We start from the raw sequence: 13,999 nt of genomic DNA on the forward strand, positions 1-13,999 counted from the left end.
CTTTCGGGGCTAGTGTTTCGGCATGCCCGTCTGGCGCGGACGCCCGGTCACCGTCCCGAAATCACCCGCACGGAACCTGTTCACCTACCACGGTCCGGCTGCGTCGTTCGAGCCTGCGCGCGATGAGCAAGACCGTCCCGCCGAGGCCACCGTGGTCGAGCGTGCGATCTACTGCAACGGTCGCAAATTGGAGAACCCCGCGACGATCTCCGCGACCATCCACCGGTTGTCGCACAAGCCCGATCCGTCCGAGCGGCCGATGGCCTGGATCGGCTTGGCCCACCCCAGCGCCGATCACGTGCAGCAGGTCGCGCGCATCTTCGACCTGCACCCGCTGGCGGTGGAGGACGCGATCGTCGCCCACCAGCGTCCGAAGCTCGAGCGCTACGACGACACGTTGTTCGTGGTGCTCCGTTCGGCCAGCTACGACGACGACACCGAGACCGTCGACTTCGGCGAGATCCACCTGTTCATCGGCCCCGACTTCGTCATCACCGTGCGGCACAGCGCCGACCCCAAGCTCGGTCCGGTGCGCAAACGGCTGGAAGCCGAGCCCGACCTGCTCGCGCTCGGCCCCGAAGCCGTGCTGTACGGCGTGCTCGACCACATCGTCGACGGTTACGCTCCCGTGCTCGTAGGCCTCGAGAACGACATAGACGAGATCGAGACGCAGGTGTTCGAGTCCGATCCGAGCGTCTCGCGCCGTATTTACGAACTCAGCCAGGAGGTCATGGAGTTGCAGCGTGCGGTGAAGCCCTTGCAACACATCCTCGACGCGCTCGACAAGGGTGTCGAGAAATACGGCACCGACCCCGAACTCCAGCGCTCACTACGCGACGTCGCCGACCACGCCACCAGTGTCGCCGAGCGGGTCGACGGCTTCCGGCAGTCGCTCGCCGACATCCTCACCCTCAACGCCACCCTCGTCGCACAGACTCAGAACGAGGAGATGAAGCGGCTTGCCGAGGTGGCGAACAACCAGGCGGACGAGGTTAAGAAGGCCTCGTCGTGGGCGGCCATCCTGTTCACCCCTACTGTCGTCGCCGGCATCTACGGCATGAATTTCGAGAAGATGCCCGAACTCTCCTGGTGGTTCGGCTACCCGTTCGCGTTGTTCTTGATGTTCGCTGTCAGCACCACGATGTGGGTCATCTTCCGTCGCAAGAACTGGCTCTGACCCACCTCACTGCTGTTCGGTCACCGAAGCTGGTTGCGACGCACGTAGTCCTCACTGATCGAGGATGCCGTAGCGAGCAGTCTGGGCAGGTGGTGCTCGAGCAACCTGTCCACCGAAGTCTGGCCGGCATGAGCGTTGACGTTCAGAGCCGCAACGACACGCCCCGTCGCATCGCGCAGAGGCGCGGCCACGGAACGGATGCCCACTGCGAGGTCTTGATCGGTCATGCACCACCCCTTGGCGCGAGTATCCGCAAGTTCCCGTTCCAGTTGGGCCCGGTCGACCTCCCGGCGGGCGACCACCCCCGATCGGCTCGGCTGGGCGAGCACCGCGTCCAACTCCTCTTGGCCCAGGTCGGCGAGCAGCACCTTGCCGAGCGAGGTTGATGCGGCGGGGAAGCGCGTGCCGATGCCCACGCGCAGCGCCACGATCTTGGGCACCGCGACGCGCGCGACGTAGACGATGTCCGAGCCGTCGAGTTGCGCGATCGAGGATGACTCGTGGGTGTGCGCAACCAAGGCCTCCATGTGTGGTCGCGCGATGTCCCACAAGCCTTGGGACTGGATGTAGGAGACGCCCAGCTCCAGCACCCGTGGGGTGAGCGCACTTCCCTCCTTGCTGGTTCGGACGTACCCGAGCTCCTCGAGGGTCAGCAAGATCCGGCGCACCGTGGGGCGGGCCAGGGCCGTCTTCTCGGCCAACTCCGACATGGTCATCGTGTCGTGGGCGTCGCCGAGCGCCTGAATCACCTCCAGGCCTCTGGCCAAGGCTTCGATGAAGTCGGGACCGCTGCCACGCTTTGCCATTGCCACCTCCGAGTGTGCGTCGGTTCACCCTAGGGCTGACTGCGATGGCACCGGACACTCGTGCTCTCGCCCGGAGCCGGCCGGACCGCCGTGCGCTCACAGCAAATCATGACCGCGTTGATTGCCTCGACCCTTGACACCCATGGTGATCTGGGACACAGTTACGCCAGGCGGACAGATGACCGCCAGACGGACAACAATTGAGGGATTGATGACTGACACCGCTTCAGGACCCTTGGACGGCCTGATCGTCGCGGACTTCTCGCGCATCCTCGCGGGGCCGTACGCGACCATGCTGCTGGCCGACCTCGGCGCGACTGTGATCAAGGTCGAGGGACCCTCCGGAGACGACACCCGGACCTGGATGCCGCCCACCAGGGGTGAGATCTCGACGTACTACCTGAGCATCAACCGCAACAAGCGGTCGATCGTGCTCGACCTCAAGAACCCCGAGGACCAGGACACCGCGCGACAGATCGCAGGTCGCGCCGACGTGATGATCGAGAACTTCCGGCCGGGAGGGCTGGCGAAGTATGGCCTCGACTACGACTCGGTCTCCGCGGACCATCCGGGACTGGTCTACGCATCGATCAGCGGCTTCGGCTCAGGCGGGGGCGCGCACCTGCCGGGCTACGACCTGCTGATCCAGGCGATGTCCGGACTGATGAGTCTGACCGGCTCGCCGGACGGGCCGCCGTTCCGAGCCGGGATATCGGTCTTCGACGTCATGACGGGAATGCACGCCACCATCGGCATCCTCGCCGCGCTCCAGGAGCGTCAGCGATCGGGTCGAGGTCAGCACGTCGAGGTCAATCTCTTCTCCTCGGCGCTGTCCGGTCTGGTCAACCAGACCGGTGCGTATGCCGCCGCTGGCGTCGTGCCGCACCGGATGGGCAATGCCCATCCGAGCCTGTTCCCCTACGAGCCACTCCCGACAGCAGATGGCGACCTCATCGTCATCGCCGGGAACGACCGCCAGTTCTCCACCCTCGCCGGCGCCCTCGGCGCCCCCGAACTCGCCGAGGACCCGCGATTCCGGACTGTCGGGGACCGCACCGCCAACCGTGAGGAGCTCCGGCCTCTCCTGGTGGAGCGGCTGGCACAGCACACTCGTGCCGAGTGGTTCGACATCCTCGTTGCGGCCGGACTGCCCGCAGGGCCGATCAACAGCATCCAGGAAGGCATCGAGTTCGCCACCGGACTCGGGCTGGACCCGGTGGTCGAGGTCGGTCCCGAGGGAGATTCGGTGCCGCTGGTGCGCAACCCGATCTCGCTCTCCCGATCGACCGCGCGCTACGACCGTCGTCCGCCCGAGATGGGCGAGCACAGCGATGAGATCAGGGCCTGGCTCAACGAACTGGACGGTGGCTCGAAGTGAGCAGTGAAGCAGTGGATCCCGAGATCTCCTTCCCGACATCCCTGGGTATGTCGACGTCCTCGACCATCTCCCTGCTCGGGGAGGACCTGGCCACCGACCTCATGGGACAGGTCGGTCTTACCGAACTGGTCTATCGCATGGTCACCCTGCGGACGCCTACCCCCGGCCAGATCAGGATGCTCGACGCGTGCCTCCTCGCCCTGGCCGACCACGGGTTCACCCCGACCGCGATCGCCGCCCGACTCACCTATCTGTCCGCTCCGGACTCGGTCCAGGGGGCCATGGCTGCCGGACTGCTCGGGGGAGGTTCGCGGTTCTTGGGAGTCACCGAGGACTGTGGCCAGTTCCTGCACGCCACGATCGAGGGGCTCCAGGAGGTTGCGACCACTGCCCAAGAATGGGACGAGGTTGCCCGAGAAGTGGTCGCCACGGCGCGTGCCGAGCGTCGGATCATTCCCGGCCTGGGTCACCCGGTGCACAAGGAACTCGATCCGCGCACTCCGGCTCTCGTGCGCATCGCACACGAGACCGACAGCTACGGTCCGCACCTGGCCCTCTTCGAGGCCATCGGCCGGGTCCACCCCGAGTTCTTGGGGCGGACCCTGGTGCTCAACGGAGCCGGCGTCGTCGGCGCCGCACTTGCAGACCTCGGCCTGCCGATGAAACTCCTGCGCGGCTTTGCGCTCTTCGCCCGCGCCGGCGGACTGCTGGGTCAGCTGGCGGAGGAGATGCGGATGCCGGTCGCTCGGGACGCCTACATGTTCGTCGAGACCCACGCACGGTTCGTCGACCCGAACACTCTGGCGCAGGGCGGAGGCGACGGTGACTGAGATCGATCTGGGCCTGTTGCTGCTGCGGTTGATGCTGGCCGCACTCCTTCTCGGGCACGCGGTGCAAAAAAGCCTGGGCTGGCTTGGCGGCCTCGGCAGGGAGAAAACCGCTGAGGTCTTCGAATCCTGGGGCTTCCGCCCCGGTCGATTGATGGTCCTGATGGCGGCGCTGTGCGAGGCACTCGGGGCACTCTCGATCGCCAGTGGGCTCTTCTTCCGGGTCGGCTGTGCAGTCCTTATCGGCACTCTCATCGTTGCCGCGGCGCCCAGCTCGTCCAACGGCTTGTGGGCACAGCGCGGCGGCTGCGAGGTCCCCGCGACCTATGCAGGCATCGCCGGGTGCCTTGCGGTCAGCGGTCCCGGAGCCTCATCCCTGGACAACGCCCTCGGGCTCCCCGACGGCTCCTGGGTCGGCGCGGCGCTCGCTCTGGTCCTCGGCGTACTCGCCGCCGTACCGCCCCTGCTGTCCCGGCGCAGGAACCTGCGCCTCACCACCGTCTGAGTCCCGACTCGACCTCGCTGGAGAGATCATGGCCAAACTTGTCGCAGTATTGGCGACCACCCATCACCCGTTCTACTACCGCACCAGTCAGCTCGCCCCGCAGGAAGCCCCGCCGTTCGCGGCTGAGTGGATCCGCAAGGTCGAGACCTATCGCGAGACACTGACCCGGGCCCGACCCGACGTGCTGGTCATGGTCGGTTCAGACCACTTCCATCAGCTCTGGCTCGACAACATGCCCCAGTTCCTCGTGGGCAACGCCCCGTTCTACGACGGCAACTGGGAGAACGAGATCCGTGAGTTCGGGATGCCGAAGCTCTTACTCAAGGGCGACCCGGAACTCTCCTCCTACATGCTCCGTGAGGGCATGGACCGAGGGTTCGACCTCGCCTTCTCCAACGAACTGCGGGTCGACCACTCGGTGACCTGTCCGATCTTCACCGTCCGTCCCGACGCGGACCTGCCTATCGTGCCGATCTACACCAACATCTTCGCCCCGCCGCTGCCCCAACCCGAGCGGTTCGTGAAACTCGGCCAGACCATCCGCGAGATCATCGACGCCTGGCCCAGCGACCTGCGCGTCGCCGTGATCGGCACCGGACATCTGTCCCTGGAGCTGGGAGGGCCGCGCCAGTTCGGTCCCGCCGGGCCGGACCCTGAGTTCGACGCCCAGGCCGTCGAGTGGATCGCGAACGGTGACATCGACGGCGTTCTGAAGAACGTCACCCTCGACTCACTGCACGCACCGGGCAACGCGACCCACGGCTTCATGGACTTCATGCTGATGATGGGTGTGGCCGGCTACAACAAAGCCGACCACGCCGACAGCCTGAGCCTGTTCCACACCATGGAGGCCTACTTCACCTGGTACCCCAATCCCCACCTGCTGGAGGCGTGAGATGAGCAAGTACTTGGTCAACAAGTTCCTCTTCACCATCGACCGCGACCACGAACTGACCGAGCGCTACCGGCAGGACCCGGTCGGCACCGTCGACTGGTGGGAGGCCGAGATGGCCAACTCGCTGCTGAACTGCATTGCGGCCGAAAAGACCACCTGGCTTTCGTTCACCGAGGACGAGCGAACGGCACTGGTCACCCACGACCACGTTGCACTCTTCGATTTGGGCGCACATCCATTCCTGACCCTGACGCTGTGGATCGCGATGTTCGAGCGCGACTTCACCGAGCCGCTGGGCATGCAACTCGACTACGCCCGCAAGCTCGCGGACAAGTGTCTGCCGTACCCCGACATCACCACCTGATCCAAACCATGCCGGTCCTCTCGCCCGATCCGGTCGGGGAGGTGGATCCCGCACAGCCTGAACATGCAGTGACACACATCACATTCAACCGTTAGGGGCCACCATGACCACCACCTCCATCCACGCGCCAACCGCCGCCGAGGTCAGCTCGGCGCCCGCCGTGGTGTTCCGCAACACCACCGTTCTCACCATGGACGACAGCCACACGGTGATCGACCGCGGCGACGTGCTCGTCGTCGGCAGCGACGTTGCTGCGGTCGGCCAGCAGCTGGAGGTCCCCGAGGGCACCGTCGAGGTCGACGGGTCCGGGGGCATCCTGATGCCAGGGATGATCGACACGCACCGGCACATGTGGCAGACCGCCATGCGTGGCTACGGCGCCGACTGGACCCTCACGCAGTACTTCGTGTGGAACTACCTGGAGCACGGTAAGAAGTTCCGGCCCCAGGACTACTACGCCGGCAACCTCCTCTCGGCGATCGACGCCATCGATTCCGGCGTGACCACCAGCGTCGACTGGTCCCACGGGCTGGCGAGCATCGACCATGCCGAGGCGGCCGTGGATGCCCTGGTCGAGGTCCCGGGACGGTTCGTCTTCGGCTACGGCAACATCCACACGGCACCCTGGGAGTGGGCGACCGCGCCGGAGTTCCGCAGCTTCGTCGAGCGTCGGATGCCGCGCTCGGAGATGCTCGGATTCCAGATGGCGTTCGACGTCACCGGTGATCCCACGTTCCCGGAGAAGGCAGCCTTCCAGGCTGCCCGCGACCTCGACGCGGCCGTCACCACGCACGCTGGTGTCTGGGGTGCCACCAACGACAGCGGTATCCGGCTCATGCACGAGCACGGCTTCATGACCCCGCAGACCGTCTATGTGCATGCCGCGACGCTCTCCGACGACTCCTACCATCGCATCGCGGCAACCGGCGGCCATGCCTCGGTCTCGGCCGAGAGCGAGTCCTCCTGCGGGCAGGGGTACCCGTCGACCTGGGCGCTGCGGCGCCACCACATCCCGATCTCGCTGTCGGTCGACTCGAGCGTCTGGTGGAGCGGTGACGGCTTCTCGGCGATGCGCTCGGCAGTCAACGCCGACCGCGCCCGTGAGCACCACGAGGCGCACGCGACAGGTGACACCGTCACCCACATCGGCCTGCGGGCCGAGGAGGTCGTGGAGTGGGCAACGCGTGGGGGCGCTCGGGCTCTGGGGATGGACCACCTGGTCGGCAGCATCGAGCCCGGCAAACGGGCGGACCTCGTACTCATCAAGAACGATGAGTCTCCGGCGATGTTCCCGATCCTGAACCCCTACGGCCACGTGGTCTTCCAGGCGCAGCGCGGCGATATCCACACGGTGCTGGTCAACGGAAACCTGGTCAAGTACGACGGCCACCTCGTCGGTACGGACCTGTCCAAGGCCCGCGCCGCCATCACCGAGACGGTCGACTACCTGCGCTCGACCCTCGGTGACCAGGAGTGGAAGGCAGGCATGCACCCCGAGATCCCGGAGTCGAAGGTCCTGGACAACCCGTACTCCTACACCGACTACGCCGACTCCTCCACTCACAGCATCTGAGAAGCGCGTTCGACCGAACCTCAAGGAAGTACCCACATGGATCCAGTGATCATCGTCGGCGGTGGGCCGGTAGGCCTCACGATGTCCTTGCTGTTGAGTGATCTTGACGTGCCCAACGTCGTGTTCGAACGACACGAGGGGACCTCGATCCACCCCAAGGCGGTCGGGCTCAACCAGCGCACCGTCGAGATCTTCCGCAAGATCGGACTCGAGGAGCAGGTCCGATCTGCGGCCGCCCCGGCCTCGACCGTCGGTCGCACCGGGTGGTACACCTCGCTGGCCGGCCCGACTGCGCTGCACGGACGGGAGATCGCCATCAGGGACGCATGGGGAGGTGGCCGGTACGCCGACGAGTACGCCGCCGCCAGCCCTTCGTCGTACACGGTGCTGCCCCAGATCCGGCTGGAGCCGATCCTCAAGACGGCTGCCGAGTCCCGTCCGCAGGCATCCGTCCACTTCGGCACCGAGGTCGTGGCCATCGATCAGGACGCCGAGGGCGTCACGGTCGAATTGGCCGACGGCGACAAGGTGCGCGGCTCCTTCTTGGTGGGCGCAGACGGGGGCCGTTTCGACACCGAATCGCTTGGTATCCCAATGAGCGGCCCGACGAATCTGGTGGACATGGTCAGTGCCCACTTCACTGCCGATCTGTCCGACCTGGTGCCGAACCAGAACTGCCTCATCTACTGGTTCGTCAATCCGGATCTCGGCGGGTCGATCGGCAGCGGCTACCTCTACCACCTCGGTCCGTGGGACGAGCAAGGGCGATCCAGCGAGTGGGTTTTCGCCTGCGGGTTCATGGCCGATGACCCCGAGCGGTTCGACGAGGAAGCCATGCGGGCCAGGATTCTGCGTTCCTTCGGAGTCGACGCGCTCGACCTCGACCTGCATTCGGTGTCGCACTGGTACATCCAGTCGGTCGTCGCCGACCGGTTCCGGTCCGGCCGGGCGTTCCTCGTGGGGGACGCCGCCCACCGGATTCCGCCGTGGGGGGCATTGGGCCTCAACACCGGCGCCCAGGATGCAGAGAACCTCGCCTGGAAGCTCGCGGCGACGCTGCACGATCCCGCTCTGGAGCCGCTGCTGGACAGCTACGAGACCGAACGCCGACCGATCGCCACCACGGTGGCCGCCAACTCCCTGCGCAACTTCCAGAGCCACGGCGCCGTCATCGACACCGCGATCGGGTTGGAGCAGGGGTGGTCGGCGTTGGCGGACCTGTGGTCCGGGTCCAAGTCCGGCCTCGAGCGCCAAGCCAGCCTCGATGCGGCCGTCGAGTACATGGACCTGGAGTTCCACGCCCATGGCGTGGAGAACGGGTTCGCCTACACCGGCGGTGCTTTGTGCCCCGACCCCGATGCACTCACGCTGCCCAGCGACCCACTGGTCTACAGCCCCACGGTCAGGCCGGGACACCACGTGCCACATGTCTGGTTGGAGGGCCCGAGCGGCCGGATCTCCACGCTCGACCTGCCCGTCGGCGATCGCTTCGCGCTGATCGTCGATGCGCAAGCCCCCGCATGGCGTGCGGCGCTCGACGGAGTCGACCAGGCGCTGTCAAGCTGGATCGACGTGGTCGCCATCGGTCCGGGGGGCGAGGTCACCGACCCGACAGGGAAGTGGGCGACCCTGCGTGGAGTGGGAGCGGACGGCGCGATTCTGGTCCGTCCGGACGGAATCGTCGCGTGGACCAGTCACGAGCTCCCCGACAACCCGGCCATGGATCTCGACGCGGGCCTGCACCGGGTCCTGGCTGGTTGAGGGAAGCGTCGGTGGGCACGCCCGAGGCGGCTGGGGCCGCGCCGCTTGCGAGCCGCATCCTCGTGCGATCCGGGGACGTCGAGGAACTCACCACGGTCGGCTCCCAGCTGTTCTCACCTCACCGGCTGCTCTACCGCGGGCACTCTGCGCAGCTCAGCGCCTCTCCGATCGGCGGAGCCCATCTCATCCGACTCCAGTACCGGGGCGATTCATCCGTCGAGACCACGACCGACCTGGAGTACTTCGCGGTTCACCTCCCGCTGCGGGGACGTAGTGCGGTGAGGTTCGGCCAGGAGGTTGTCACGCCGCCCCTCGGCGGCGGGGTTGTGTTCAGCCCCGGGGATCGTCCGGCGATGCGCTGGTCGCCCGACCTGTCCCAGCTCGCCATCCGGATCCCAGCTGCCCAACTGATCGCACACACGGCAATGCTCACTGGCCGGCCGGCAGGCCCCCGGTTGAGGTTCGAGCACCGCACAGCGCCCGGGGTGGACTGGGCGCCGGCCCTGCGAACTCTCGCCGGTGCCGTGGAGCGCTACAGGTCCGAGGTGCTTCCCGACCGCCTTGCCCGCGGGCTCCTGGAGATGTTCATGACGTCCTTGGTGATGACCCAGCCGAGCACCTGCTCCGACGCCCTGCTCATCCCACCGGCACTTCCCGGCTCGACACTGATCGAGATGGTCGCGGGCATGATCGAAGATGCGCCCGAACAACCGTGGTCCCTGTCCAGGATGGCGGCCGAATCAGGGATGAGCGGCCGGAGCCTGCAACTGGGATTCAAGCGTTATCTCGGGTGTTCACCGATCGATTTCGTTCGGCAGCGGCGCCTGGAACTGGTCCATCGCCGACTCCTCGACCCCGAGTACGCGACCGTCTCGGTAACCCAGATCGCCACAGACGCGGGCTTCACCCATCTGGGTCGGTTCGCCGCCGAGTACCGCCGTCAGTACGGCGCCACCCCGTCCGGCGCACGCCGTGCCGCCGGACGGGTCGGGGCGTTGAGGACCAGGTGACACTGGCCCCCAACGCCCCAACGCCCCAACGCCCCGACGACGTCAGCCGTTGAGCCATCCGCCGTCAACGGCCAACACAGTGCCGTTGACGTAGGACGACTCATCGCTGCACAGCCAGATGGCCGCCTGAGCGACCTCCTCGGGCTGGCCGTACCGATTCTCGGCTGTCTTGGCGATGATGGTCTTCATGACCTCCTCGGGGACGTCGGCGGTCATCGGGGTCTGGATCGGCCCCGGTGCGATGGCGTTGACGCGGATCCCCTGCGCCCCGTGGTCAAACGACGCGTTCTTGGTCAGGCCGACGACGCCGTGCTTGGTCGCCACATAGGCGGTCTGGCCGCCGGACGGTGCGAAACTCCACACCGAGGCTGTGTTGACGATCGCCCCTGACCCGACCGTCGCCATGTGCCGAATCTGGTACTTCAGGCAGTAGAAGATGCCCGACAGGTTGACGTCGACGACGCGCTGCCATTCCTCGATCTCGAGATCGGCAAGTGGTGCGGACGCGAAGATGCCTGCGTTGTTGAACGCGTAGTCGAGCCCGCCGAAGGTTGTTACGGCGTACTCGACGGCGCTGCGCACGGACTCCGGGTCACCGACGTCGGTTTGCCTGAACTCTGCCCGGATCCCTGTCGCCCGCAGTTCGTCGACCAGGGCGCCCGCCTCGTCCGGCAGCACGTCGCAGATGAGTACGTCGGCCCCGCGCTCGGCGAACAGCCGTGCCGTCGCCGCGCCGATGCCGCGCGCGGCCCCGGTCAGCATTGCGGTGCGTCCCGCCATCGGCCCGCGCTGGGAGGTGGGTGTGGTGGATGTGGTCATGGTGATTCTCCTTGCTCTGGTTGGGTTCAGGCGTCGACGGACTGGCGTGCGGGGGTGAACCACTGGTCGATGTAATCGACGACCGCGTCCGCGTCGGCGAGGGTGCAGGACATTCCGACGTACAGGTCCGGGCGGATGACCAGGATCTGGCTCTGGGCGCCGATCTTGTAGCGCTCGGCAAGTTCCCCGCACTCGTCGGGGCTGCGGTGGTCGAAGTCGAAACCGGTCTCGTCGCCACCGTCGGTGACGAGGTGGACCTGGACCCGTCCGCCGGGGTGGCGGACTTCGAGTGCGTCGCGCACCTGCGTGGCTACGGCGATCGTGTCGGTATCCGAGGCGCCGTCACCGGTGACCGCCAGCACCGTGAATCCGGGGTGGCGGCACACGTCGTAGAGCCGCTTCTTGGGGTCTGCGACCAACAGCGCGTCTGGTGCGCGCTCGCCCGGCAATGGACCGCTCACAGGGGCCAGGCCAGCGGGCACGGTGACCACGTCCCGGTAGTGGTGGGACAGGCCTGAGACGAGGTGAATCGAGTTCTCCTCCCAGCCGGGCTCCTGGGTCAGGTGATAGCGGTCCTCGGGCGGGATGCCGAAGCCCATCACGATCTCGTGGGTCGACATGGCACCTTCGGTGACCATCTCGCCGATCGGCCTGCGTTCGGCCTCGTAGGTGTCGAGGATCGAAGCGTCGGACAAACCGTTGACGACTGCGGCCAACTTCCAACCCAGGTTGAACCCGTCCTGCATACAGCCGTTCATGCCCTGGCCGCCGGAGGGTGAGTGGATGTGGGAGGCGTCGCCGCAGATGAGCAGCCGACCGGTCCGGTAGCTGCTCGCGATGTTGTTGAGGATGGGCCACTCGGTCGCCCACTTGGGTTCGCCCAGGGTGAATCCGAGGCCGAGGCGGTCGGCGACCTCCTGGAACGCAGCCTGCTTGTCGGTCCGGTGGACGAACTCGCCGGTCTGGTCGGCCATGTAGATGCGCCAGTACTTGCCGGGCAACTTGGTGACGTTCATGAACAGGGTCTCGTCGAAGAAGTAGTTCATCCACGTGTCATCGAAGGTGACGCCGGTGAGTTCCACGTCCATCATCGCCATCGCAGCGACTTCCTCGCCGTCGAAGGAGATCCCGGCCCGATCGCGAACCATGCTCCGCTTGCCGTCGCAGCCGACGACCCAGTCGGCGTAGATCGTCTCCGAGGTACCGTCAGGCAGGCGAATCTCGGCCCGGACCCGTTCCCCCTCGGGGATCACGTCGACGACCTCGGTGCGGTACTCGGGCACGACCGCGTACATCGCCAGCAGGTGCTCGCGGAGCACCTGCTCGAAGTCGTTCTGGTTGATCTTGTAGTAGAAGGCGTAGCGGGTCGGCAGCGTGCGGTAGTCGGTCCTGGGCTGCTCGGAGAACTCGCGCCCCGGGAAGTGATAGATGTTGCCGGGCGCCTCGGCGCACACCTCCTCAAGACGGTGAGCGACTCCGATGTGGTCGAACATCTCCATCGAACGGGCATGGACGGTCATCGCCCGGGTCGTGTGCGATGGCCCGAGGCGCCTCTCCAGCAGGCGCACCGAGACCCCTCGTCGCAGTAGTTCGTGAGCCAGGATCATGCCGGTCGGACCGGATCCGACGATCAGGACACTGGGGTTGTTACGTGAATAAGGCATCACTGCTCCTCAGCAACGAAATTGTGATGAACGTCATAGTGAGCAAGCAGCCAACTCGGGGATATCCAGATCACGAATCCTGTCCGAAACGCGCACGGGTGTGCTTCCGCTGGTCGATCGTCGTCGTACTGCCGATCGGGCCTGCGCAGCGACGAGCACCCTGCGAGCTACGCCTACGCGGAACATCGATCCGGTAGAAGCGCGACTTGCGCATGACCGCGAGCGCCCCCTGGCCGGAGCGAGACCGGCTTGACATGGTTAGGTAACGCTTAGTTAGGCATACCTGACCTAAGCCGCCGCTCTTGGGCCGTCGCTCTCAGATCATGGAGTGGGGTCCAGCAACCGGAAGGAACTCGCGTGACCACTCTGCTCGACCGCATCGAACAGCGCGCCGTCTCTGCGTACACCGCTGTCACGATGGCGCAGATGCCCGACCGCACCGACCTTCGGCAGTGGCCCATGACCGTCCGCTCGATCACTGAGGTCGCCGACCATGTGCGTCGGTTCACGTTCGTGGCCAAGGAGTTCAGCGGCTACGCCAGCAACGGTCCCGACGAGTACTTCGGGTTGCTCATCCCCACCGACGGTCGGCTGACGATGCCCGATCCGAACGAGGCCAACGTGCGGCGCGCAGTGCATGCGATGAACCCGGTCGAACGCCCCGAACTTCGGTGGTACACCTTGCGGTCGGTGCGCCCCGATCTCGGTGAGGCCGATGTCGACATCGTGTTGCACGGCGATGCCGGTCCCGGCACTGCATGGGCGTCGCGAGCGCGCGTCGGTGACCGCCTGGGCTTCCGCCAGGGCACCGCGCTCTACCTGCCCCAGCACGACGGCCACGAGCTGCTGGTCGCCGACGAAACCGGGGCCCCGGCGCTGGCCGCGATCGTCGACCAGCACCCGGACAAACCGCGCACGATCATCGTCGAGGTGCCGGACACCGATCACCTGTCGCCGCTGCCGGTCGACACCGACGCGCACATCGTCATTCGCGGCGATCGCGCGCCCGGCGAAGCCGTGCTGGAGGTGCTGCCCGGTCTGCAGTGGCCCGCCCTCGGCTACGCGTGGATCTGCGGCGAGCGCGCCCTCGCGACCGGCGTCCGGCGGCATCTGGTCAGCGAGCGCGGTGTGCACCGCAGGAAGGTCATGTTCTCCTCCTTCTGGCAGCTCGGCCAAGCCCGCGTCTGAACCACAACCCGCCCGAAATCTCTTATCCGACA

General features: G+C 66.5%; 13 protein-coding genes. 10 read left to right on the top strand and 3 right to left on the bottom strand.

What is annotated here, in order from left to right:
• The first annotated feature begins 22 nt into the window (after positions 1 to 22).
• Positions 23 to 1,177, top strand: a complete 1,155-nt coding sequence (gene corA / locus EU513_RS02410; protein WP_129624258.1) for a magnesium/cobalt transporter CorA — start codon at positions 23 to 25, stop codon at positions 1,175 to 1,177.
• A gap of 20 nt (positions 1,178 to 1,197) precedes the next feature.
• Here the strand turns inward: corA and EU513_RS02415 are convergent, their stop codons facing one another.
• Entirely contained in the window at positions 1,198 to 1,983 is a 786-nt protein-coding gene (locus tag EU513_RS02415; RefSeq protein WP_129624259.1) for an IclR family transcriptional regulator C-terminal domain-containing protein, read from the bottom strand.
• Positions 1,984 to 2,194: 211 nt separating this feature from the next.
• Here EU513_RS02415 and EU513_RS02420 point away from each other — a divergent pair, with 211 nt between their 5' ends.
• From EU513_RS02420 to EU513_RS02455, 8 genes are all read left to right on the top strand, one after another.
• The gene (locus EU513_RS02420) at positions 2,195 to 3,361 is read left to right on the top strand and encodes a CaiB/BaiF CoA-transferase family protein (RefSeq protein ID WP_129624260.1); all 1,167 of its coding nucleotides are present in this window, start codon (positions 2,195 to 2,197) and stop codon (positions 3,359 to 3,361) included.
• On the top strand, positions 3,358 to 4,191 hold the full coding sequence (locus EU513_RS02425) for a citryl-CoA lyase (RefSeq protein ID WP_205744642.1): 834 nt from the start codon (positions 3,358 to 3,360) through the stop codon (positions 4,189 to 4,191). The genes EU513_RS02420 and EU513_RS02425 overlap by 4 nt, the downstream gene beginning before the upstream one ends.
• Complete coding sequence (locus EU513_RS02430; RefSeq protein ID WP_205744643.1) at positions 4,184 to 4,693, top strand: DoxX family protein; 510 nt, start codon at positions 4,184 to 4,186, stop codon at positions 4,691 to 4,693. The genes EU513_RS02425 and EU513_RS02430 overlap by 8 nt, the downstream gene beginning before the upstream one ends.
• Positions 4,694 to 4,721: 28 nt before the next feature.
• Complete coding sequence (locus EU513_RS02435) at positions 4,722 to 5,588, top strand: extradiol ring-cleavage dioxygenase (RefSeq protein ID WP_129624261.1); 867 nt, start codon at positions 4,722 to 4,724, stop codon at positions 5,586 to 5,588.
• Between the two features lies 1 nt (position 5,589).
• Positions 5,590 to 5,952, top strand: coding sequence for a hypothetical protein (locus EU513_RS02440; RefSeq protein WP_129624262.1), 363 nt, complete (start codon positions 5,590 to 5,592; stop codon positions 5,950 to 5,952).
• A 103-nt stretch (positions 5,953 to 6,055) separates the two neighbouring features.
• Positions 6,056 to 7,525 carry an amidohydrolase family protein gene (locus EU513_RS02445; protein ID WP_129624263.1) on the top strand — a complete coding sequence of 490 codons (1,470 nt, stop codon included), beginning with the start codon at positions 6,056 to 6,058 and terminating at the stop codon, positions 7,523 to 7,525.
• Between the two features lie 36 nt (positions 7,526 to 7,561).
• Entirely contained in the window at positions 7,562 to 9,286 is a 1,725-nt protein-coding gene (locus tag EU513_RS02450; protein WP_129624264.1) for an FAD-dependent monooxygenase, read from the top strand.
• A gap of 11 nt (positions 9,287 to 9,297) precedes the next feature.
• Positions 9,298 to 10,296 carry an AraC family transcriptional regulator gene (locus EU513_RS02455; RefSeq protein WP_168990108.1) on the top strand — a complete coding sequence of 333 codons (999 nt, stop codon included), beginning with the start codon at positions 9,298 to 9,300 and terminating at the stop codon, positions 10,294 to 10,296.
• 42 nt (positions 10,297 to 10,338) lie between these two features.
• On the opposite strand, the gene EU513_RS02460 is transcribed toward EU513_RS02455, so the two are convergent.
• Together EU513_RS02460 and EU513_RS02465 are read right to left on the bottom strand one after the other, a co-directional pair.
• Positions 10,339 to 11,115 (bottom strand): SDR family NAD(P)-dependent oxidoreductase, encoded by a 777-nt coding sequence (locus EU513_RS02460; protein ID WP_240795888.1) that lies wholly within the window; start codon positions 11,113 to 11,115, stop codon positions 10,339 to 10,341.
• Positions 11,116 to 11,141: 26 nt separating this feature from the next.
• A complete protein-coding gene (locus tag EU513_RS02465; RefSeq protein WP_129624266.1) occupies positions 11,142 to 12,779 on the bottom strand; it encodes an FAD-dependent monooxygenase in 1,638 nt (545 codons plus the stop codon).
• A 357-nt stretch (positions 12,780 to 13,136) separates the two neighbouring features.
• On the opposite strand from EU513_RS02465, the gene EU513_RS02470 reads away from it, so the two are divergent.
• Positions 13,137 to 13,967, top strand: coding sequence for a siderophore-interacting protein (locus EU513_RS02470; protein WP_129624267.1), 831 nt, complete (start codon positions 13,137 to 13,139; stop codon positions 13,965 to 13,967).
• The last annotated feature ends 32 nt before the right edge of the window (positions 13,968 to 13,999 follow it).

The sequence above is a fragment of the Yimella sp. RIT 621 genome, from assembly GCF_004146205.1.
GTDB lineage: Bacteria > Actinomycetota > Actinomycetes > Actinomycetales > Dermatophilaceae > Yimella > Yimella lutea.